Consider the following 20451-nt stretch of genomic DNA (forward strand, 5'->3'; position numbering starts at 1 on the left):
CCCGACCCATTCGGCCGGGCGCTGGATTTTTTATTTCCCCGACTTGACCTTGGTCCAGCTGCGGGTCATCAGACGTTGCACCTTGGGTGGCAACTCACTATTCACGAACAATCTGTCCAGTACTTCCTGAGGCGGGTAGACCGCTTCATCGGTGCGGATGTCCTGATCCATGAGATCACCGGACGCCGGGGTCGGGTTGGCATAACCGACTTCATCACTGACTTTGGCGATCACCGCAGGATCAAGCAGATAGTTGATGAAGGCGCTGGCTTGCTTGACGTTTTTGGAGTCAGCCGGGATAGCCAGCATGTCGAACCAGAGGTTGCCGCCTTCCTTGGGAATGGAATAGGCAATCTTCACGCCCTTGCCCGCTTCTTCTGCGCGGTCGCGGGCCTGGAACACATCGCCCGAAAAGCCGGCTGCAACGCAGATGTCGCCATTGGCCAGATCGGTAATGTATTTGGATGAATGGAAGTAGGTGACATAAGGGCGTACCGCCAACAGCCTGGCTTCAGCCTTCTTGTAGTCGGCTTCCTTGGTGCTGTTGGGGTCCAGGCCCAGATAATTGAGCATGGCCGGAATCATTTCATCCGCCGAGTCGAGGAACGCCACGCCGCAACTGGAAAGCTTCTTGATGTTCTCGGGCTCGAACAGCACGGACCAGGAGTCGATCCGGTCGACACCCAGAACCGCCTTTACCTTCTCGACGTTATAACCGATGCCGTTGGTGCCCCACAGGTAAGGCACGGCGTACTGGTTGCCCGGATCGTTTTTCTCCAGACGCTTGAGCAGCGCCGGGTCGAGGTTCTTGTAGTTGGGCAGCAGCGACTTGTCGAGCTTCTGGAACGCTCCGGCCTTGATCTGCTTGCCCAGGAAATGGTTGGACGGCACGACCACGTCGTAACCGGTACGCCCGGCCAGCAGCTTGGCTTCCAGGGTCTCGTTGGAATCGAATACGTCGTACATCGGCTTGATGCCGGTGGTGGTTTCAAAATCCGCCAGGGTGGTCTTGCCGATGTAATCGGACCAGTTGTAGATGTGTACGGTGGACTCGGCCTGAACACTGGCAACAGTGGTCAGCGCTGCAACGGCGAGCATCGATCTGGCCAATAAAGAAATAGACACTTGAACAATCCTTTCAGTATAGGGGTCTGGTGCCCGTGTCGGTGAGCTGAAAAACGGGTCGGCAACTTACCGTTGATGGCTGCGAATCGCAAAGAACTTTATATGACACACCGCCCGTAGGAGCGATTCATCCGCGAAAGCTTCGCGAATGAATTCGCTCCTACCGAAAAGCGGCGGTTATTTGCCGGATTTGATCTTGGTCCAGCTGCGGGTCATGATCCGCTGGGTCGCAGCAGGCAAGTCAGCGATGGCATACAGCTTGGCCTGTACATCGGCTGGCGGATAAACGCCCGGGTCGCTGGTGATTTCCTTGTTGACCAAAGGAGTCGCCGCCGCGTTACCGTTCGGGAAGCGCACTTCGTCGGTGATCTCGGCCATGATTTCCGGCTTCATCAGGAAGGTCATGAACTTGTAGGCACCTTCGACGTTCTCGGCATCCTTGGGAATGGCGACCATATCAAAGAAGCTGCCAGCACCTTCTTTCGGAATGTTGTAGCTGACCTTGACCTTGCCACCCGCTTCTTCCGCACGCGCCTTGGCCTGGTAGATATCACCCGAGTAGCCCACTGCTACGCAGATGTTGCCGTTGGCCAGGTCGGAGATGTACTTGGACGAGTGGAAGTAGGCAATCGAAGGACGAATTTTCAGGAACAGCGCCTCGGCTTCGGCGAGTTGCTTCTTGTCCTGAGAGTCGGTCGGGTAACCCAGGTAATGCAGCGCGATTGGCAGCATTTCGGTCGGCGAATCGAGGAAGCTGATACCACAGGACTTCAGCTTGGCTGCGTTTTCAGGCTTGAACAGCAGGTCCCAGGAGTTGACCGGCGCGTCGGCACCCAGAGCGGCTTTGACCTTCTCGGGGTTGAAGCCGATACCGATCGAACCCCACATGTACGGGAAGGCGTGCTTGTTGCCCGGGTCGCTGACCGAAACGGCCTTGAGCAGGTCCTTGTTCAGGTTGCCGTAGTTGGGCAGTTTGGACTTGTCCAGCTCCTGATAGACGCCAGCCTTGATCTGCTTGGCCAGGAAATTGTTGGACGGCACAACGATGTCATAACCGGACTTGCCAGCCAGCAGCTTGGCTTCCAGTGTTTCGTTGCTGTCGAAAACGTCGTAGACAACCTTGATGCCGGACTCTTTCTCGAACTTGGCAACGGTATCCGGTGCGATGTAATCGGACCAGTTATAGACGTGCAGCACTTTGTCATCGGCCTGCGCAGTTGCGGCCACCACGCCCATGAGGGACAAGGCGAGAAGGGTCTTGCCAAATTTTTTCATGCGTACAGCTCCAATGTTTTATCACTGACCGTTAGATTAGCGGCTTCTAGCCATTAGTCTGGCAAGTTCCGGTTCGCGCTTTCAAGCCGACTTTCACCACTCGACCCAGCAATTCCCGTAGGAGCGAATTCATTCGCGAAGCTTTCGCGGATAAATCCGCTCCTACAGTGCGGCCAGCGTCAGATCCAGGCACTTTCGCGCCTTCTCGATCAACTCATCGATTTGCGCAAAACTGATGACCAGCGGCGGCGCAATAATCATGGTATCGCCTACAGCCCGCATGATCAGGCCATTATCGAAGCAGAAGGTTCGACAAATCATACCCGCACCCTTGCCGACATGACGCTCGCGAGTGGCCTTGTCTTTCACCAGCTCGATTGCACCCAGCAGACCGACACCACGGACCTCTCCCACCAGCGGATGATCGCTCAACTCGCGCAGACGCTTTTGCAAATATGGTGCCGTTTGCGCCTGAACCCTTTCGACGACCTTTTCTTCGCGCAGGATACGGATGTTTTCCAGCGCCACCGCAGCCGCCACAGGATGCCCGGAATAGGTGAAGCCATGGTTGAAATCGCCGCCCTCGTTGAGCACTGCAACGATTTCATCACGCACCACAAGGCCGCCCATGGGCACATAACCGGAGGTCAGGCCCTTGGCGATGGTCATCATGTCAGGCTTGAGGCCGTAGAAATCGCTACCGAACCACTCACTGGTACGCCCGAAGCCACAAATCACCTCATCGGCGACGAACAGGATGTCGTATCTGGCCAGGATTTCCTTGATCTTCGGCCAGTAGGTATCAGGCGGCACGATCACGCCACCCGCGCCCTGGATCGGCTCGGCAATGAATGCACCGACGTTTTCCACGCCAAGTTCGAGAATCCTGCTTTCCAGTTGCTCGGCAGCCCAGACACCGAACTCGTCAGGCGTCATGTCGCCGCCTTCACCAAACCAGTATGGCTGGGGAATATGCACCACGCCCGGGATCGGCAAGTCACCCTGCTCGTGCATGTAGGTCATGCCGCCCAGGCTGGCACCGGCAACGGTGGAGCCGTGATAGCCATTGACCCGGCTGATGATGGTTTTCTTGTTCGGCTGGCCTTTGATCGCCCAGTAATGACGGACCATGCGCAGCATGGTGTCGTTGCCTTCGGAGCCTGAGCCGGTAAAGAACACATGATTCATGCCTTCGGGCGTGATTTCGGAAATGGCTTTCGCCAGTTCCAGCGCCGGAGGATGGGCGGTCTGGAAGAACAGGTTGTAATAAGGCAGCTCACGCATCTGTCTGCTGGCCGCTTCGACCAGCTCTTCGCGACCATAGCCGATGGCGACGCACCACAGGCCTGACATGCCGTCCAGAATCCTGTTGCCTTCGCTGTCCCACAGATAAACGCCTTCAGCGCGAGTGATGATGCGCGGGCCTCTATCCTTCAATTGCTTGTAGTCGCTGAACGGTGCCAGGTGATGCTCGCTGCTCAAGGCTTGCCATTCGAGGGTTTGAGGGTTGTTGGCACTCATGCAGCGCTTCCTGTTATCTGAATTCGGTTGGCAAGGCGCCGCGCGCATGACCTGCGGCGGCGCCTGCATGACTCAAACGGCGAAGAGCAGGAATTCCCGCTCCCACGAGCTGATCACACGCTTGAAGTTCTCATGCTCGGCACGCTTGACCGCCACGTAGCCGACGATGAACTTCTTGCCCAGGTATTTCTCGATGGTCTTGCTGTTTTCCATGCGCTCCAGCGCATCCTCGATGGTCAGCGGCAGGCGCAGGTTGCGGCGCTCGTAACCGCGCCCGACCACCGGCGCACTCGGGTTGAGCCCTTCGACCATGCCGATGAAACCACACAGCAGGCTGGCGGCAATGGCCAGATAAGGGTTGGCATCGGCGCCGGGCAGACGGTTTTCGACGCGGCGGTTCTGCGGCACGGCATCCGGCACTCGCAGGCCGACAGTACGGTTTTCTTCGCCCCACTCCACGTTCACCGGTGCCGAGGTGTCCGGCAGGAAGCGGCGGAACGAGTTGACGTTGGGCGCAAACAGCGGCAACAGCTCGGGGATAAGCTTCTGAAGGCCACCGACGTGGTTCAGAAACAGCTGGCTCATGGTCCCGTCATCATTGGAAAAGATGTTTTTACCGGTCTTGATGTCGATGATGCTCTGGTGCAGGTGCATCGCACTGCCCGGCTCGCCGGTCATCGGCTTGGCCATGAAGGTGGCCGCCACATCATGCTTGAGCGCAGCTTCGCGCATGGTGCGCTTGAACACCAGAATCTGGTCGGCCAGGGACAAGGCATCGCCATGACGGAAGTTGATTTCCATCTGCGCCGTGCCGTCTTCGTGGATCAAGGTGTCCAGATCCAGGTTCTGCAGCTCGCACCAGTCGTAGACATCTTCGAACAGCGGGTCGAATTCGTTGGCGGCTTCGATGGAGAACGACTGACGCCCGGTTTCAGGACGCCCGGAGCGACCGACAGGAGGCTGCAACGGATAATCCGGGTCATCGCTGCGCTTGGTCAGGTAGAACTCCATCTCCGGCGCAACAATCGGTTGCCAGCCCTGATCGGCATAGAGCTTGAGGACTTTCTTCAGGACATTGCGAGGCGACAGCTCGATGGGGTTGCCCTGCTTGTCGTAGGTGTCATGAATGACCTGCGCAGTGGGCTCGATGGCCCAGGGCACCAGATACACCGCGTTCTGGTCGGGGCGGCAGATCATGTCGATGTCGGCCGGGTCCAGCAGTTCGTAGTAGATATCGTCTTCTACATAGTCGCCGGTCACCGTCTGCAGCAGCACGCTTTCAGGCAGACGCATGCCCTTTTCGGCAATGAACTTGTTGGTCGGCGAGATCTTGCCGCGGGTGATCCCGGTGAGGTCGGACATCATGCATTCGACTTCGGTGATCTTGTGTTCTTTCAACCAATCGGTGAGCTGGTCGAGGTTGGTACTCATAAATACCTCAGGGGTTGTCGTGTCCTGATCGCGATCAGGCGTTTTTCCGACGCATCGGCGTCACGTTGTACAACTCGTTTCGGCAGGCACGAATAAGCGGTAAGGTGGCATCTGCCTGTTTGCAGACATGAGTAACATCTGTAACGCCGGTCATGCCGCTATAGTGATACTGTTCGATATGAAAAGTTGCTGTAGCGCAGAGCCGATGTCCAGTATGGCTGGAACTCATTGCACTGCTGTAGGGTCGCACACAGAGTCTTGCAGGATTCGACGACAGGCCGTTGAAGACATTGATAGAGCGGGCATGATGACCGCTCTGTCCTGCGCCGGGAATGGAGTCGATCAAGGGAAGGCAAGGCATTGAAACCCCGGTTTTATTGCTCTGTGGGCTGCAATCGAGCTTAGCCTTGTTCATTTTTTTATACAACGCCCCGATAAAAATAGAATACGAGCCCTCCCGATCCAGGCTCAGCGCTGCTCGAAACAAGGAATACGCGCCCCAAATAGCGGCAAAAAAGGCTGTATGGCGCAGTTTTAGGGCAACAAATGGCTCTATTGACTTCATCATGGCTTTCGGATTGACTGAAACCCGTAATGCTCGATGATTGATATTTTTAACAACAAAGGTGTTGCATCATGTCGGTACCCCCGCGTGCCGTTCAGCTCAACGAAGCGAACGCGTTCCTTAAGGAACATCCTGAGGTTCTGTACGTTGACCTTCTGATTGCAGATATGAATGGTGTGGTGCGTGGCAAACGCATAGAACGCACCAGCCTCCACAAGGTTTACGAGAAGGGCATCAACCTGCCTGCCTCTCTATTTGCCCTGGATATCAATGGCTCCACGGTGGAAAGCACCGGCCTGGGTCTGGATATCGGCGATGCCGACCGGATCTGTTATCCAATCCCCGATACCCTGTGCAACGAGCCCTGGCAGAAGCGCCCTACGGCCCAACTGCTGATGACCATGCACGAACTCGAAGGCGAGCCCTTCTTCGCCGACCCGCGTGAAGTACTGCGTCAGGTAGTGAGCAAGTTCGATGACATGGGCCTGACCATCTGCGCGGCATTCGAGCTGGAGTTCTACCTGATCGACCAGGAGAACGTGAACGGCCGCCCGCAACCGCCACGCTCGCCGATCTCGGGCAAGCGCCCGCACTCGACACAGGTCTACCTGATCGACGATCTCGACGAATATGTCGACTGCCTCCAGGACATTCTGGAAGGTGCAAAAGAGCAAGGCATCCCGGCCGACGCCATCGTCAAGGAAAGCGCCCCGGCCCAGTTCGAGGTGAACCTGCACCACGTGGCCGATCCGATCAGGGCCTGCGATTACGCAGTTCTGCTCAAGCGTCTGATCAAGAACATCGCCTACGACCACGAAATGGACACGACCTTCATGGCCAAGCCCTATCCGGGTCAGGCAGGTAATGGTCTGCACGTCCACATCTCGATCCTGGATCGCGATGGCAAGAACATCTTCACCAGCGAGGATCCCGAGCAGAACGCCGCATTACGTCATGCGATCGGCGGTGTGCTCGAGACCCTGCCGGCACAAATGGCGTTCCTTTGCCCGAACGTCAACTCGTACCGCCGGTTCGGTGCTCAGTTCTACGTGCCCAACTCTCCGACCTGGGGCCTGGACAACCGCACCGTTGCGCTGCGTGTGCCAACCGGTTCGGCCGATGCCGTGCGTATCGAACACCGGGTTGCCGGTGCCGATGCCAACCCGTATCTGGTGATGGCTTCGGTGCTGGCAGGCGTGCATCACGGCCTGACCAACAAGGTCGAGCCGGGCGCTCCGGTGGAAGGCAACTCCTACGAGCAGCACGAGCAAAGCCTGCCGAACAACCTGCGCGACGCACTGCGCGAACTGGACGACAGCGAAGTCATGGCCAAGTACATCGATCCGAAATACATCGATATCTTTGTGGCCTGTAAAGAGAGTGAGCTGGAGGAGTTCGAACACTCCATCTCTGACCTCGAGTACAACTGGTACCTGCATACGGTCTGATCAAGGCCGCTGCACAGAACGCCGCAAGCCTTCGGGCCGTGCGGCGTTTTTGTTTTTATTCGCGAATAAATTCGCCCTCACAGGGCTTTTCCCTGAAGGCACGTATTTATTCGCGAAGACCTTGAAACAGGCGCCACTGTACAATGCCGCTGCCCCGCCGCCCCCCTGAGATCAACCCATGACCCGCACCACCCCTCCTCGCAAACCCCGAGCACGCAGCCAGGCCCGAATCGACTCGATTCTCGATGCTGCACGCACCCTGCTCGCAGCAGAAGGAGTGGCCAGCCTGTCGATCTACAGCGTGGCAGAACGCGCGGAAATACCGCCCTCCTCGGTCTACCACTTCTTCGCCAGCGTCCCGGCGCTGCTGGAAGCCCTGACCGCCGATATTCATGCGGCCTTCCGGGCATCGCTGCAGGCACCCATCGATCATGACCAGCTCAAGGATTGGCGCGACCTGTCACGTCTGGTGGAACTGCGCATGCTGAGTATCTACAACGCCGATGCCGCGGCACGTCAGTTGATCCTTGCCCAGCACGGGCTGACCGAAATCAATCAGGCCGACCGCCAGCACGACATCGAGCTGGGCCACCTGATGCTTGAGGTGTTCAACCGCCACTTCCCGGTGCCGACACTGCCGGACGATGTGGACGTATTCGCGCTGGCGATGGAGCTGGGCGACCGGGTCTACGCCCGCTCGGTGCAACTGCACGACGAGATCTCCCCGCGCATGGCCGAAGAAGGCATGCGGGTGTTTGACGCCTATCTGGGGCTGTACCTGCCGCCCTTCCTGCCAAAACGTCCCCAGCCTCTTTGATCCGGATGTAAAAAACCCCGGAGGGTCTGCACCGTCCGGGGTCGGGTATCACTAAAGATCACAGCTTAGCGATCGACACCTCGGTGGACTTCACGAATGCAATCACTTCGCTGCCCACGGCCAGTTCCAGCTCTTTTACCGAGCGGGTGGTGATGACCGACGTCACGATGCCGGAAGCGGTCTGTACGTCGATTTCGGACAGCACGTCACCCTGGACGATTTCCTTGATGGTGCCTTTGAACTGGTTGCGCACGTTAATCGCTTTGATAGTCATGGTATGCCTTCCTTTTGTGGGATCGGGGTTAATTGGCCCAACGCAACTGCGTGGGCAACGGTGAAGAGGGTTCGGGTTCAGGCGGCGATCCGGGCAGGGACAGCACGCGGTTGAGCACTTCGGTTTCCAGCGCAGCCAGACGATGAGAGCCACGCGCCCGAGGGCGCGGCAGGTCGACCACAAGGTCGAGCCCGATGCTGCCTTCTTCGATCAGGATCACCCGATCGGCAATGGCCACGGCCTCGCTGACATCGTGAGTCACCAGCAGGACCGTGAAGCCATGCTTGCGCCACAGACTTTCGATCAGTTGCTGCATTTCAATACGAGTCAAGGCATCCAGCGCGCCCAGCGGCTCATCGAGCAACAGCAGGCGCGGCTTGTGGATCAGCGCCCGCGCCAGGGCAACCCGCTGCTTCTGGCCGCCGGACAACGCTGCCGGCCATTCATTGGCACGCTCGGCCAGACCGACCGCTTCCAGCGCCTCAAGCGCCTGGGGACGCCAGTCACCGCTCAGGCCAAGGCCCACGTTGTCGATGATCTTTTTCCAGGGCAACAGACGCGCTTCCTGGAACATCAGGCGAGTGTCTTCCCGAGCATCGGCCAGAGAAGCGGAACCGGCCAGCAACTGACCTTCGGTAGGCTTGTCCAGACCGGCCAGCAGGCGCAGCAGGGTGCTCTTGCCGCAACCGCTGCGACCCACCACGGCCACGAACTGACCGGCCGGAATGTGCAGATCGATGTCCTTGAGTACGAGACGGGAACCGAAGGCTTTCTTCAGGTCCTGAATCGCCAGCGGGATACCACGCAGCAGATGCGGAGGTTGTTGTTTCAGACTCGTCATGCTGCACCGCCTTTACTGACTTGATAGGCCGGATGCCAGCGCAGGCATACACGCTCCAGAGCTCGCGCCGCCAGATCGGCCAGCTTGCCGAGCACGGCATACAGCACGATTGCCAGAACCACGACGTCGGTTTGCAGGAATTCACGGGCATTCATGGCCAGATAACCGATGCCGGAGCTGGCCGAGATGGTTTCGGCCACGATCAGGGTCAACCACATGAAGCCCAGGGCGAAGCGTACACCTACCAGAATCGAAGGCATGGCACCCGGCAGGATCACGTGACGGAACAGGCTGAAGCCTGACAGACCGTAGCTGCGGGACATTTCCACCAGCGCAGGGTCAATGTTACGAATACCGTGATAGGTGTTCAGGTAGATCGGGAACAGAGTGCCCAGCGCGACCAGGAAAATCTTCGCGGTTTCATCGATGCCGAACCACAGGATGACCAATGGAATCAGCGCCAGGTGCGGCACGTTACGGATCATCTGCACCGAGCTGTCCAGCAGGCGCTCGCCCCATTTGGTCAGGCCGGTAATAAAGCCCAGCACCAGACCGATACCGCCACCAATGGCAAAACCGATACCGGCACGCCAGCCACTGATCGCCAGGTGGGTCCAGATTTCGCCGCTGGCAATCAGATTGACGCCAGCCTCTATCACCGCGCTTGGCGCAGGCAGAATACGCGTAGACAGCCAGCCGGCGCTGACTGACAGTTGCCAGACCGCCAGCAGCAAGACTGGAAGTGCCCAGGGCGCCAGTCTGTGAAGGGTTCGTTGCGAAGCACTAAGGCTCATGGAGTTGTCTCCTCGAAGGGCCTGCCAATCACTGTGCTTTCGCTACAGCAGCGGGAGGTGTCCAGATCACGTCGGCAATGCGCAGTGGCTTGGGAATCAGCTTGAGCTGGTAAAAGGTGTCAGCGATTTTCTGCTGGGCATCGACGACCTGAGGCGTGATGAACAGGGCGCCGTAGCCCTGGCGCTTCACCGAGGTCAGGGTGATGTCGGCAGGCAGGCCCAGCAGTGGCGCAACCTGTTTGGTCACTTCTTCAGGGTGAGCCTGGGACCACTCGCCTACTGCACGCACCTCTTCGATAAGGGCCTCGATCACTTTCGGGTTCTTCTGGGCATAAGGCTTGGTGGCCAGATAGAACTGATGGTTATCCGCGATGCCGGTGCCGTCTCTCAGAGTCCGCGCCTGCAATTGCTGTTCGGCCGCAGCCTGGTAAGGGTCCCAGATGACCCAGGCATCGACACTGCCACGCTCGAAAGCGGCACGCGCATCGGCAGGCGGCAGGAACACGGTCTGGATATCGGTGTATTTCAAACCGGCATCTTCCAGTGCGCGCACCAGCAGGTAGTGAACGTTGGAGCCCTTGTTGAGGGCGACTTTCTTGCCCTTGAGGTCCTTGACCGAGGTGATCGGTGAATCCTTGGGCACCAAAATCGCCTCGCTGGTAGGCGCTGGCGGCTCATAAGCCACGTAGAGCAGGTCCGCGCCGGCAGCCTGAGCGAAGACCGGAGGCGTCTCGCCCGTCACGCCAAAATCGATGGAGCCGACATTCAGTCCTTCCAGCAACTGAGGGCCGCCCGGAAATTCGGTCCACTGCACTTTCACGCCCTGCTCGGCCAGACGCTTCTCAAGAGAGCCTTTGGCTTTGAGCACCACCAGGGTGCCGTACTTCTGATAACCGATACGAAGGTCTTCAGCCTGAGCCTGGGTGATGGCTCCCAAAGCGACTGCTGCGGTAAACAGAGCGGCCAGGCCTCGACGCAAGATGAGAGTGCGCATGGGGCGCTCCTTTGCTGGATATGAGTATTCATGAGGCGAAAACCGCCGCGATGGAGTGACATTAACAGCAGTTTTTTATATCCATAAATCTCATTTTTTCATTTGGTTATTCCCCAAATGAATATGTGAATTTATGACTTTCCCGCCCATAAAAAAGGGCCGATAAATCGGCCCGAATAACCCCACTCGATGAATCGGTAAATCAGCGGTTCGGCTGCGGCGTCAGACGCAGGTAAGGCGTGACGGCCTTGTAGCCTTTCGGGAAACGCTCCTTGATCTCGGCTTCGTCCTTGATGGACGGCACGATCACGACATCATCGCCATCCACCCAGTTGGCTGGCGTGGCGACCTTGTAGTTGTCGGTCAATTGCAGAGAGTCGATGACCCGCAGGATCTCGTTGAAGTTGCGCCCGGTACTGGCGGGATAGGTGATGGTCAGTCGCACTTTCTTGTTCGGATCGATCACGAACAGAGAGCGCACAGTCAGCGTGTCGCTGGCATTGGGGTGGATCAGGTCGTACAGATCGGAAACCTTGCGATCGGCATCGGCCAGGATCGGAAAATTGACCAGAGTGTTTTGCGTGGTGTTGATGTCATCGATCCATTTGACGTGAGAATCGACGGGGTCCACCGACAACGCAATGGCCTTGACGCCGCGCTTGGCGAACTCGTCCTTCAATTTGGCAGTGAAACCCAACTCGGTGGTGCAGACCGGCGTGAAATCCGCCGGGTGGGAAAACAACACACCCCAGCTATTGCCCAGCCATTCATGGAAACGGATGCGGCCTTCACTGGAGTCCTGTTCAAAGTCAGGGGCGATATCGCCAAGTCGCAGTGTCATGGTGTTGCTCCTTGTTCGGTCGGGTGTTCGTTGAGTTATGAGCCTACTGTGCACCGCCTTCTAACAAATTAAAAAGAATGGATATCGATTTGGTTAGACCTGAAAGGAATATTGAATTGCAGGCAAAAAGAACCCCGCCGTAGCGGGGTTCCTTTTCAAATGACCGGCCTGGACTACCTATTTCATGCCGATCAGGCCTTTGGCCAGATCTCGGCTTTTAAGGTCCATATTGCGCGAACTCATTGCATTATTCAGTGCGTTGGTCGCCTGGCTCATGGCTGACTGCATGCTTCTCAGCTCAGTCGTCAATGCATCCCGACGCCTCTTGAGTTCCTCTTCAGACAAGGTTTTATCGCCGACAAGTTCAGACAACTCCTTGAGCTTCTGTTCGATTTTTTCTTGCAGCTTGCGGATATTCTTCAGGACTTCCTTGATGCTGTCCGGCAGCGGAGCCTGGTCTATGTCCGCATATTTATCAGCGTCCGATTTCTCACTTTTGAGCCTGGCCTGGCCCTCCATTGAAATCGTGACCTCAATCTTGGCGGGTGCCTTGCTGGAACTGGCTGCCACATCCGTCACGACCTCCGGCGGTGTGCTCACGACAGGCATTTGCACAGGAGACGTGAGGTCGGAAGAAGAGATTTTCATTGTGGCTCCACTCTGAGGCATTCGATGTGCTTATCCGCGAGCTATCGGCACAGAGAAATCTTCCTTTAGCCAATTTTTTAAAATTTGTACCTGTTTGTAACAGATTGGAAATTTATCCCGTGACTCCGCGCCCGGCCTGATCACTGGAGGCTCGTTGCGAATGGTCGAAATCGCCCCGCCCGGTACCGATACTCCCTTGCTGCACGATGTTCAGGACGGTATCGATGCAAAAAGCCCACCGGCGATGCCCCTCGACAAACTGGCCGATCAGGCAATTGCCGGCATTGTAACGGGCATGCCTTTCGCCAGACCTGTCTTGAGCATGCCGACAACGCTATTGCCGTGCATGTGACGTGAGTTTCAATGCGTGTGGCTTTTAATGGTGCCAAAAACTGTCCACGTGCCCCGGTAGTGTTGCCCCGTTGACTCTATCGCAAGCACGGCTCGGGGAACGCATCATGAAACGCATTCAATATCGCAAGTACGGTGGTCCGCAGGTGATGCAGATCGAGGATTTCGTGCTGCCCACACCCGACAAGGGAGAAGTGGCCGTGCGGGTCAGATTCGCGGCCATCAACCCTATCGACTGGAAACTGCGCGCCGGGCAGATGAAGATCATCACAGGCCGGGCCTTCCCTCGAGCAATGGGCATGGACTTTTCAGGCACGGTTATCTCTGCAGGACCGGGCGTCACACGGTTCAAGGCGGGCGATGCCGTGTTCGGTCTGGCGCGCTTCAAGGAAAGCGGTGCCCTCGCTGAAGCCGTGGTTACAAAAGAAAGCTTTCTGGCCAAAAAGCCGGACAACGTTTCCTTCGAGGATGCGGCTTGCCTGGGTACGCCGGGCGTGACTGCATGGAACGGACTGGTGGACAAGGGCCGGCTGTGTGCAGGCCAACATGTGTTCATCAACGGCTGCTGCGGAGCGGTCGGCCAGGCCGCTGTGCAGATCGCACGACTGCTGGGTGCCAGTGTCTCTGGAAGTTGCAGCGCTCAGGACATCGAACACGCACAATCACTTGGCGTGCAGACCGTTTACGACTACCGCACCCTGAAGCTTTCAACACTCAATCAGCGATTTGACATCGTTTATGACACGGCTGCCACGCTCTCCGTATCCGCCGGTATCGCCATGCTTCGCCCGAAAGGCGTGTTTCTGGACTTGAATCCAGGGCCGGGCAAGTTCATGAGGGCTGTCTTTGATCGTCGGCTCAAACCCATTGTCGGCTCGCCGCGCGGTGATATTCTGGACAGGCTGGCCGAGGCCGCCAGTGCGGGCCGCCTCAGGATTCCAGTAGGCACAACCGTTCCGTTGAGTGGCGCAATCCAGCTCATCCGGGACCTTGAGCACGGGCTCAAGCCTGGCGGAAAAGGCATCGTAGCCATGGAGCATTAATGGCAAGAAGTCATCGACTCTTTGAGCTCATGCAAGTGCTTCGCCGGCATCGCAGAACCGTGTCAGGTGAAACGCTGGCTACCGAGCTGGGCGTTTCGCTGCGCACTATCCGTCGAGACGTGGCCACGCTACAGGGCATGGGCGCCGACATCGATGCCGCGCCCGGCCTTGGGTATGTCCTCAAGCCAGGCTTTCTTTTACCGCCCCTGTCTTTCACCGAGGAAGAAATCCAGGCGCTGGTCATCGGCGCACTGTGGGTCAGCCGCCAGACGGATATCAAACTGGCCCTCGCGGTCGAGAACGCACTGGCCAAGATCAACGCCGTCCTTCCCATGGACATGCGTCCGTCCCTGGAAGATGAGACCTTTTACATCGCCCGCCCCGCCAACAACGTCCTGCCCATCGACCTGAGCGAGATCCGCCGCGCCATGCGCGATCAATACAAGCTCCGCATCACACTGGCGATAGAGCATGTCGAACTGGAAGAACAGGTCATATGGCCGATCATGCTGGGGTTTATCGACGGAAAACGCTTCATCAGCGCCTGGTGCGAGATGGACAGCAAGTTCCGGATGATCGATATGGGCGACATCACCAGCGCCCGCATACTGACCGAACGCTACACAGGCAGCCGCCGTCAGCTCATCAAGGAGTGGCGGGCCTCGGAAGTTCTGCCTTGCAACAGTCAGGGAGACAGTTGCTGAGGGGAAGGATTTGCAGGGTATAAAAAAAGGTCCTGAACAATCAGGACCTTTTTTGTGTTGCTCTACACAGACGCCAAATGGCTTATTTGAAGGCGTAGGTGTAGTTGAAGATCAGACGAGTCTGGTCGGCGTTGCTGGAGTTGTTCAGACCATCATCTGCACGGTAGGTACCGTGACGCACAGTAGTGCCGAAGCCTTTCAACGGACCGCTCTGGATCACGTAGTCGATACGCATGTCGCGTTCCCACTCGGAGTACTCATGGCCCACAGCAGAGGTGTTAGTACCGTTTGCAGCACCTTTGATGTCTTGGCCACGCAGATAAGCAACCGCAGCCTTCAGACCAGGAATGCCCACTTTAGCGAAGTCATAAGAGTACTGACCGAAAGTGGTGTTTTCACCAGCACGGGTAAAGCCGTTGATCATCGAGTCAGTGAACAGGTAGAAGCTTGCACCACCGTTACCTTCTAGACGGCCGCGACCATCACGAACGCTGCCCTGGTTCAGGCTGACGAAACCGCCATCGTCACCCACTTGTTGGTGACCGACCAAGAATGCATGACCACCCAAGGTGTAGGTAAACATGGCAGACCATGTTTGGTTGTCGACTTCGCCTGCTGTCTTGGCGTATCCACTGTTGTTGTTGAAAATGTAGCCTTCGTTACGACCAGTGAGGTTGCCGTTTTTGCCATCGGAACTGCTGTTGAAGTAACGCAGGTCAGTCTTGAAAGACTGATCTTCAGAAATTGGGTAAACGTGTACCAGGCCCAAGAAGTGTTGGTTGTAGAAATCTTCCAGATTGGCGAAGTAGTACTGCAGAGTCAGGTCTTTAGTGACCTTCCAGTCAGCACCCGCAAAACGGAATGCATCACTGCCTACGGAGGAACCGTTAACCGACAGGTCAGTCCAGTTGCTCGATGCACGACCGATACTGCGAGTCAGTTGACCTGCTGTGAAAGTCACACCATCCAGATCTTTGGAGGTCAGGATGCCACCTTGAAAGGCTTGCGGCAGCAGGCGACCATCGTTGCTCACAAGGATGGGGAGGTTAGGAGCCAGAGCATTACCAACTTTCAGCTCTGTCTTGGAGAAGCGAGCCTTGACGTTGGCACCAACGCGGCTCCAGTCGCTGACAGAAGAACCGTTAGTGTCGGTTGGTACGACAGTGTTGCCGGTAGCATTGGTGTGGTGCTGGATACCACCGCCCAGATGAACACCCACGACTGCTTGAGCATCGAGGCCGAAACCTACAGTACCTTGGGTGAAACCAGAGGTGTAATCGAACTTCAGACCGGTAGCGGTTTCGCGCTGGTCGTTAGCACGAACGCCTTCACGGAAGTCGTTATTGAAATACAGGGTACGAGAACTAACGGACGCCTTGCTGTCTTCAATGAAACCTGCTGCGCCGGCCTGCTGGGCCAATACACCAAAGGTTACGGCCAGGGCCAGTGTGGACTTCTTCATTGCTACGCTCCTCGTGAATCTAATTTTTTTAATCCATGGTGCCGAGCAAGGCTCTGACCCATGTATTCGCGTTAAGCGACAGGCCCGACCAGAGGTCAATGGTGACTGTGCGCCTCGAGACTCAAATGACTAGACCGCGTTGTCACTGGTGCAAGGTAGTGAAAATCTGACCAATCCAAAAGCAATTATTCGTAACGCTTTTAGACCGTTTTGATATATGTCACAACACATGTCAACCTCGACGCCAAGGAGTGTATCCATCAAATAAGCTAATTCCCAAAAAATATTTTTCGACCATTCGTCAGATCGTTTAGTTTTCAGCTACCGGACAACCGGATCTCGACTCTCCAGTCACGAAATCCCAACCGGAAAGCACACGAAATGAAGATAAAAACCCTTTTAAAACATTCACTTAGTAAACAACTAGCAGCAATTGTGACAATTGCCACCACCTTGACACTTTCCATGCCAGCAGACGCAAAAGAAACTTTGCGAATCGGTTTTCAGAAGTCCTCAACGCTCATTTCAGTGCTCAAAAGCCAGGGTACGCTGGAGCGTGAGCTGAACAAAAAGGGCATTTCGGTGTCGTGGCATGAATTTCCCAGCGGCTTGCCTTTGCTCGAATCCCTCAACGTGGGCAATGTCGATCTGAGCGCCGATGTCGCCGATACGGTTCCGGTCTTTGCTCAGGCGGCAGGCGCACGGCTCACCTATTTCGCTCAGGAAGCCTCTTCTCCGTCGGCCCAGGCGATTGTGGTGCGCAACGATTCGGCGTTCAAAACCCTGGCCGATCTCAAGGGCAGGAAAATCGCAGTCACCAAAGCCGCGGGCAGCCACTATCTGTTGATTGCCGCCTTGAACAAGGCTGGCCTGAAGTTCACCGATATCGACCCCGCTTACCTCACACCCGCCGATGGCCGCGCCGCCTTCGAGAACGGCAAGGTGGACGCCTGGGTCACCTGGGAACCCTTCCTGAGCAGCGTCCAGCGCCAGTTGCCTACGCGCACCCTGGCCGACGGAACCGATCTGGCCAGCTACAAGCGCTATTACCTGACCACCACGCCTTACGCCAACAGTCACCCGGAAGTGCTCAAGGTGGTGTTCGCCGAGCTCAAGAAAACCGGCGAATGGGTCAAAGCTCACCCGAAAGAAGCCGCAAAAATCCTGAGCCCGCTGTGGGGCAATCTGGATATCGCGACCGTCGAAGCGGCCAATGGGCGTCGCAGTTATGAAGTGCAGGCTGTGCAAGCCAATCAGCTCGACGAGCAACAGAGCATTGCCGATGCGTTTCTGGCAGCGGGGTTGCTGCCCAAGGCGGTGGACGCCAAGGATGTACAGGTGTGGAAGCCTTGAAGGCGTAATGCGCAATCTGTGTAGGAGCGAATTTATTCGCGATGCATTTCGCGAATGAGCGGAGCGCCGCCCGATTCGCTCCTACGGCAGTCTCGTTTTCGGCTCATAAGCTAATTCAAAAAAGTTATTTATTTCAAAATTCTTAGATCATTTACGCTCCGCAATCAGCCAGTCCCCGGCCCGCCTGATTCGGAGCATCACCATGAAACTGCACTTCTCCCTGCGCCTTCTGGCGGCCTTGTCGCTGACAGGCGCTTCTTTCCTGACTCAGGCCGCCGACTTCACTGTCGCTTACCAGACCACCGTCGATCCCGCCAAGGTCGCTCAGGCTGACAACGCCTATGAGAAAGCCACAAATTCGAAGATCGAATGGCGCAAGTTCGAGAACGGTGCAGACGTCATCACCGCCATCGCGTCGGGCGATGTACAGATCGGCTATCTCGGCTCAAGCCCACTGACCGCCGCAGCCACCCGCAAACTGCCGGTGGAAACCTTTCTGATCGCCACCCAGATCGGCGCCGCAGAAGCACTGGTCGCCCGTAACGGCTCAGGCATCAATACGCCGCAAGATCTGATCGGCAAGAAAGTCGCCGTGCCGTTCGTTTCCACAGGCCACTACAGCCTGCTGGCCGCGCTCAAGCACTGGAACATCGATCCGGCCAAGGTCACGATTGTGAACCTGGCACCGCCCGCCATTGCTGCCGCCTGGAAGCGCGGCGATATCGACGCCACTTACGTCTGGGACCCGGCGCTGGGCGTGGCCAAGGAAACCGGCAAGGTGCTGATCACCTCCGGCGAACTGGCCAAGGTCGGTGCGCCGACATTTGATGCCTGGATCGTGCGCAAGGACTTCGCGGCCAAGAACCCGCAACTGGTCAGCGCCTTCGCCAAGGTGACGCTCGATGCCTACGCCAGCTACCGCCAGGACCCGAATGCCTGGATCGCCAATGCCAGCAATATCGAAAAGCTGAGCAAGCTGTCCGGTGCGAAGACGACGGATATTCCGGCGCTGCTGGAAGGCAACGTCTATCCATTGGCCACAGACCAGAAAGCACTGCTGGGCGCACCGACCATCGAGGCCATCACCAAGACCGCTGCCTTCCTGAAGGAACAGGGCAAGGTCGATGCGGTACTGCCTGATTACTCGGCCTACACCAGCGCCAAGTTCATTCCCCAATAATCCACCTGATCGAGAATGAGGCAACAGCCATGGCTCTATTGCAACTGGAGCGTATAAGCGCACAGTACCCCGGCGCGGCAGAGCCTGTGCTGGCGGATATCAACCTGAGCCTGGGGCCGCAGCAATTGCTGGTTGCCCTTGGCCCGTCCGGCAGTGGCAAAACCTCATTGCTCAATCTGATCGCAGGCTTCGTCCAGCCCAGCGCCGGGCGTATCACCCTCGACGGCATTGCTGTTGAAGGCCCGAGTGCAGAGCGCGGCGTGGTGTTTCAGGACGATGCGCTGCTGCCTTGGCAGGATGTGCTGGCCAATGTGGCCTTCGGCCTGGAACTGGCAGGCGTCCCGCGCCCGGAGCGTGAAGCGAAAGCACGGGAAATGCTGGCCCTGGTGGACCTGGCCGGTTTCGAGCAGCGCCGAATCTGGCAACTGTCGGGCGGACAGAAACAGCGTGTCGGCCTGGCCCGTGCTCTGGCGGCCAACCCACGGGTTTTATTGATGGACGAACCCTTCGGTGCCCTGGACGCCTTCACTCGCGAACAGATGCAGGAACTCTTGCTGCAAGTCTGGAGACGCACCGCCAAACCGGTGTTCCTGATTACCCATGACATTGAAGAGGCGGTGTTTCTGGCCACCGACCTGATCCTGCTGGCCCCCAATCCCGGCCATATTGCCGAACGCCTGCAACTGGACTTCGGACAACGCTACAGCGCCGGTGAGTCGGCACGAGCGATCAAGTCCGATCCACGCTTTATCGAAACCCGCGAACACGTACTGGCCAGCGTCTTTTCCCAGCGTAACCTCGCACGGGAGCAGCGCGCATGAGCAGCTATGAACTGGAAAGTCCGGCCAAGACCGACACAAAGAAAACACCACTGCAATTGAAGCTGAGCACCCGCGCCATCAGTGTCCTGACGCTGTCGGTCTTGCTGGGCCTGTGGTGGGTGGTGACCGCTGCGCAGTGGATCGAACCGCTGTTCCTGCCGCCACCCTCAGACGTTCTCCAGAAAGGCTGGCTGCTGCTGACCACCGGCTATATGGACTCAAACCTCTGGCAGCATCTGGGTGCCAGCCTGCAACGGATCGGCCTGGCATTGGGAGCCGCCATTCTCAGTGCCATCCCGGTGGGTATCGCCATTGGCCATAACCGTATCGCCCGAGGCATTTTCGATCCGCTGATCGAGTTCTATCGCCCTATTCCACCGCTGGCTTATCTGCCGCTGATCGTCATCTGGTGCGGCATCGGCGAGTTTTCCAAGGTCTTGCTGATCTATCTGGCCATTTTCGCGCCCATCGCCATTGCCACCGCAACCGGCGTACGTACCGTGGATCCAGCCAAACTGCGAGCCGCACAATCCCTGGGCGCCACCCGCTGGCAACTGATCCGCCATGTGATCCTGCCCAGCGCCTTGCCGGACATTCTGACCGGCATACGAATCGGGCTCGGTGTGGGATGGTCGACACTGGTGGCGGCCGAACTTATTGCAGCCACCAGCGGGCTTGGCTTCATGGTGCAATCAGCCGCGCAGTTTCTGGTGACGGACATTGTGATCCTGGGGATTCTGGTGATTGCCGTGATCGCTTTCGCCATGGAACTCGGCCTTCGCGCACTGCAACGCAAACTGGTGCCCTGGCATGGCCAGAATCACTGAAGAACGCCGCAATTAGCGCACAAACTTCATGCAAGGCACCATTTTGGTGCCTTATTGAAACCGGAATATTGCCGAGAAAATCCCCTCGCCTGAATCGAAAAGCGTCCTGCACTTCCTCAAAAGCCCTTTCGCACAA

At 57.3% G+C, this 20451-nt stretch carries 21 protein-coding genes; 9 read left to right on the forward strand and 12 right to left on the reverse strand.

The window, feature by feature from the left end; all coding sequences use genetic code 11:
* Positions 1 to 30: 30 nt before the first annotated feature.
* From K5D32_RS20305 to K5D32_RS20325, 5 genes are all read right to left on the reverse strand, one after another.
* Positions 31 to 1098 carry a polyamine ABC transporter substrate-binding protein gene (locus tag K5D32_RS20305; RefSeq protein ID WP_260407480.1) on the reverse strand — a complete coding sequence of 356 codons (1068 nt, stop codon included), beginning with the start codon at positions 1096 to 1098 and terminating at the stop codon, positions 31 to 33.
* Positions 1099 to 1302: 204 nt separating this feature from the next.
* On the reverse strand, positions 1303 to 2400 hold the full coding sequence (locus K5D32_RS20310; protein WP_198727804.1) for a polyamine ABC transporter substrate-binding protein: 1098 nt from the start codon (positions 2398 to 2400) through the stop codon (positions 1303 to 1305).
* Positions 2401 to 2562: 162 nt separating this feature from the next.
* The gene (locus K5D32_RS20315) at positions 2563 to 3921 is read right to left on the reverse strand and encodes an aspartate aminotransferase family protein (protein ID WP_221601584.1); all 1359 of its coding nucleotides are present in this window, start codon (positions 3919 to 3921) and stop codon (positions 2563 to 2565) included.
* Between the two features lie 72 nt (positions 3922 to 3993).
* Entirely contained in the window at positions 3994 to 5352 is a 1359-nt protein-coding gene (locus K5D32_RS20320) for a glutamine synthetase family protein (RefSeq protein WP_095068673.1), read from the reverse strand.
* Positions 5353 to 5386: 34 nt separating this feature from the next.
* Positions 5387 to 5920, reverse strand: coding sequence for a hypothetical protein (locus K5D32_RS20325; RefSeq protein WP_221561600.1), 534 nt, complete (start codon positions 5918 to 5920; stop codon positions 5387 to 5389).
* 68 nt (positions 5921 to 5988) lie between these two features.
* Here K5D32_RS20325 and K5D32_RS20330 point away from each other — a divergent pair, with 68 nt between their 5' ends.
* Positions 5989 to 7365 carry a glutamine synthetase family protein gene (locus K5D32_RS20330; protein ID WP_025262380.1) on the forward strand — a complete coding sequence of 459 codons (1377 nt, stop codon included), beginning with the start codon at positions 5989 to 5991 and terminating at the stop codon, positions 7363 to 7365.
* Positions 7366 to 7543: 178 nt separating this feature from the next.
* Positions 7544 to 8182, forward strand: a complete 639-nt coding sequence (locus K5D32_RS20335; protein ID WP_221601586.1) for a TetR/AcrR family transcriptional regulator — start codon at positions 7544 to 7546, stop codon at positions 8180 to 8182.
* A 58-nt stretch (positions 8183 to 8240) separates the two neighbouring features.
* Here the strand turns inward: K5D32_RS20335 and K5D32_RS20340 are convergent, their stop codons facing one another.
* The 6 genes from K5D32_RS20340 to K5D32_RS20365 form a co-directional block, all read right to left on the reverse strand.
* A complete protein-coding gene (locus tag K5D32_RS20340) occupies positions 8241 to 8456 on the reverse strand; it encodes a molybdopterin-binding protein (RefSeq protein ID WP_025262382.1) in 216 nt (71 codons plus the stop codon).
* A gap of 28 nt (positions 8457 to 8484) precedes the next feature.
* Positions 8485 to 9297 (reverse strand): aliphatic sulfonates ABC transporter ATP-binding protein, encoded by an 813-nt coding sequence (gene ssuB, locus K5D32_RS20345; RefSeq protein WP_221561602.1) that lies wholly within the window; start codon positions 9295 to 9297, stop codon positions 8485 to 8487.
* The gene (gene ssuC / locus K5D32_RS20350; protein WP_216704337.1) at positions 9294 to 10091 is read right to left on the reverse strand and encodes an aliphatic sulfonate ABC transporter permease SsuC; all 798 of its coding nucleotides are present in this window, start codon (positions 10089 to 10091) and stop codon (positions 9294 to 9296) included. The genes ssuB and ssuC overlap by 4 nt, the downstream gene beginning before the upstream one ends.
* A 28-nt stretch (positions 10092 to 10119) precedes the next feature.
* Entirely contained in the window at positions 10120 to 11085 is a 966-nt protein-coding gene (locus tag K5D32_RS20355) for a sulfonate ABC transporter substrate-binding protein (protein WP_221578182.1), read from the reverse strand.
* A 202-nt stretch (positions 11086 to 11287) separates the two neighbouring features.
* Positions 11288 to 11926, reverse strand: a complete 639-nt coding sequence (locus tag K5D32_RS20360) for a peroxiredoxin (RefSeq protein WP_122320515.1) — start codon at positions 11924 to 11926, stop codon at positions 11288 to 11290.
* A gap of 177 nt (positions 11927 to 12103) precedes the next feature.
* Entirely contained in the window at positions 12104 to 12574 is a 471-nt protein-coding gene (locus K5D32_RS20365; protein ID WP_221601588.1) for a hypothetical protein, read from the reverse strand.
* A gap of 160 nt (positions 12575 to 12734) precedes the next feature.
* Here K5D32_RS20365 and K5D32_RS20370 point away from each other — a divergent pair, with 160 nt between their 5' ends.
* The 3 genes from K5D32_RS20370 to K5D32_RS20380 all read left to right on the forward strand — a co-directional run bounded on the left by K5D32_RS20370 (position 12735) and on the right by K5D32_RS20380 (position 14672).
* Positions 12735 to 12926 carry a hypothetical protein gene (locus K5D32_RS20370; RefSeq protein ID WP_221601590.1) on the forward strand — a complete coding sequence of 64 codons (192 nt, stop codon included), beginning with the start codon at positions 12735 to 12737 and terminating at the stop codon, positions 12924 to 12926.
* A gap of 106 nt (positions 12927 to 13032) precedes the next feature.
* The gene (locus K5D32_RS20375; RefSeq protein WP_221601592.1) at positions 13033 to 13968 is read left to right on the forward strand and encodes an NAD(P)-dependent alcohol dehydrogenase; all 936 of its coding nucleotides are present in this window, start codon (positions 13033 to 13035) and stop codon (positions 13966 to 13968) included.
* Positions 13968 to 14672 carry a YafY family protein gene (locus K5D32_RS20380; RefSeq protein WP_221601595.1) on the forward strand — a complete coding sequence of 235 codons (705 nt, stop codon included), beginning with the start codon at positions 13968 to 13970 and terminating at the stop codon, positions 14670 to 14672. The genes K5D32_RS20375 and K5D32_RS20380 overlap by 1 nt, the downstream gene beginning before the upstream one ends.
* 82 nt (positions 14673 to 14754) lie before the next feature.
* Here the strand turns inward: K5D32_RS20380 and K5D32_RS20385 are convergent, their stop codons facing one another.
* Entirely contained in the window at positions 14755 to 16134 is a 1380-nt protein-coding gene (locus K5D32_RS20385; RefSeq protein WP_221601596.1) for an OprD family porin, read from the reverse strand.
* A 465-nt stretch (positions 16135 to 16599) separates the two neighbouring features.
* Here K5D32_RS20385 and K5D32_RS20390 point away from each other — a divergent pair, with 465 nt between their 5' ends.
* The 4 genes from K5D32_RS20390 (at position 16600) to tauC (ending at position 20315) form a co-directional block, all read left to right on the forward strand.
* Complete coding sequence (locus K5D32_RS20390) at positions 16600 to 17487, forward strand: aliphatic sulfonate ABC transporter substrate-binding protein (RefSeq protein WP_409372885.1); 888 nt, start codon at positions 16600 to 16602, stop codon at positions 17485 to 17487.
* A 202-nt stretch (positions 17488 to 17689) separates the two neighbouring features.
* Complete coding sequence (gene tauA / locus K5D32_RS20395; protein WP_216704344.1) at positions 17690 to 18667, forward strand: taurine ABC transporter substrate-binding protein; 978 nt, start codon at positions 17690 to 17692, stop codon at positions 18665 to 18667.
* Between the two features lie 29 nt (positions 18668 to 18696).
* On the forward strand, positions 18697 to 19488 hold the full coding sequence (gene tauB, locus K5D32_RS20400; RefSeq protein ID WP_221601598.1) for a taurine ABC transporter ATP-binding subunit: 792 nt from the start codon (positions 18697 to 18699) through the stop codon (positions 19486 to 19488).
* Positions 19485 to 20315: a taurine ABC transporter permease TauC gene (tauC, locus tag K5D32_RS20405; RefSeq protein WP_221601599.1), complete on the forward strand. Its 831-nt coding sequence runs from the start codon at positions 19485 to 19487 to the stop codon at positions 20313 to 20315. Before tauB ends, tauC begins: the two co-directional genes overlap by 4 nt.
* Positions 20316 to 20451: the final 136 nt, after the last annotated feature.

The sequence above is a fragment of the Pseudomonas cichorii genome, from assembly GCF_019719005.1.
GTDB lineage: Bacteria > Pseudomonadota > Gammaproteobacteria > Pseudomonadales > Pseudomonadaceae > Aquipseudomonas > Aquipseudomonas cichorii_E.

Bases quoted from the DNA above. Each gene is read 5' to 3' on its own strand.
- K5D32_RS20330 (WP_025262380.1), top strand. From the start codon at position 5,989: ATGTCGGTACCCCCGCGTGCCGTTCAGCTCAACGAAGCGAACGCGTTC.
- K5D32_RS20305 (WP_260407480.1), bottom strand. From the start codon at position 1,098: ATGCTCGCCGTTGCAGCGCTGACCACTGTTGCCAGTGTTCAGGCCGAG.
- K5D32_RS20320 (WP_095068673.1), bottom strand. From the start codon at position 5,352: ATGAGTACCAACCTCGACCAGCTCACCGATTGGTTGAAAGAACACAAG.
- ssuB (WP_221561602.1), bottom strand. From the start codon at position 9,297: ATGACGAGTCTGAAACAACAACCTCCGCATCTGCTGCGTGGTATCCCG.
- K5D32_RS20335 (WP_221601586.1), top strand. From the start codon at position 7,544: ATGACCCGCACCACCCCTCCTCGCAAACCCCGAGCACGCAGCCAGGCC.
- ssuC (WP_216704337.1), bottom strand. From the start codon at position 10,091: ATGAGCCTTAGTGCTTCGCAACGAACCCTTCACAGACTGGCGCCCTGG.
- tauB (WP_221601598.1), top strand. From the start codon at position 18,697: ATGGCTCTATTGCAACTGGAGCGTATAAGCGCACAGTACCCCGGCGCG.
- K5D32_RS20325 (WP_221561600.1), bottom strand. From the start codon at position 5,920: ATGATGAAGTCAATAGAGCCATTTGTTGCCCTAAAACTGCGCCATACA.
- K5D32_RS20385 (WP_221601596.1), bottom strand. From the start codon at position 16,134: ATGAAGAAGTCCACACTGGCCCTGGCCGTAACCTTTGGTGTATTGGCC.
- K5D32_RS20380 (WP_221601595.1), top strand. From the start codon at position 13,968: ATGGCAAGAAGTCATCGACTCTTTGAGCTCATGCAAGTGCTTCGCCGG.
- K5D32_RS20370 (WP_221601590.1), top strand. From the start codon at position 12,735: ATGGTCGAAATCGCCCCGCCCGGTACCGATACTCCCTTGCTGCACGAT.
- K5D32_RS20390 (WP_409372885.1), top strand. From the start codon at position 16,600: ATGCCAGCAGACGCAAAAGAAACTTTGCGAATCGGTTTTCAGAAGTCC.
- tauC (WP_221601599.1), top strand. From the start codon at position 19,485: ATGAGCAGCTATGAACTGGAAAGTCCGGCCAAGACCGACACAAAGAAA.
- tauA (WP_216704344.1), top strand. From the start codon at position 17,690: ATGAAACTGCACTTCTCCCTGCGCCTTCTGGCGGCCTTGTCGCTGACA.
- K5D32_RS20355 (WP_221578182.1), bottom strand. From the start codon at position 11,085: ATGCGCACTCTCATCTTGCGTCGAGGCCTGGCCGCTCTGTTTACCGCA.
- K5D32_RS20310 (WP_198727804.1), bottom strand. From the start codon at position 2,400: ATGAAAAAATTTGGCAAGACCCTTCTCGCCTTGTCCCTCATGGGCGTG.
- K5D32_RS20315 (WP_221601584.1), bottom strand. From the start codon at position 3,921: ATGAGTGCCAACAACCCTCAAACCCTCGAATGGCAAGCCTTGAGCAGC.
- K5D32_RS20365 (WP_221601588.1), bottom strand. From the start codon at position 12,574: ATGAAAATCTCTTCTTCCGACCTCACGTCTCCTGTGCAAATGCCTGTC.
- K5D32_RS20360 (WP_122320515.1), bottom strand. From the start codon at position 11,926: ATGACACTGCGACTTGGCGATATCGCCCCTGACTTTGAACAGGACTCC.
- K5D32_RS20340 (WP_025262382.1), bottom strand. From the start codon at position 8,456: ATGACTATCAAAGCGATTAACGTGCGCAACCAGTTCAAAGGCACCATC.
- K5D32_RS20375 (WP_221601592.1), top strand. From the start codon at position 13,033: ATGAAACGCATTCAATATCGCAAGTACGGTGGTCCGCAGGTGATGCAG.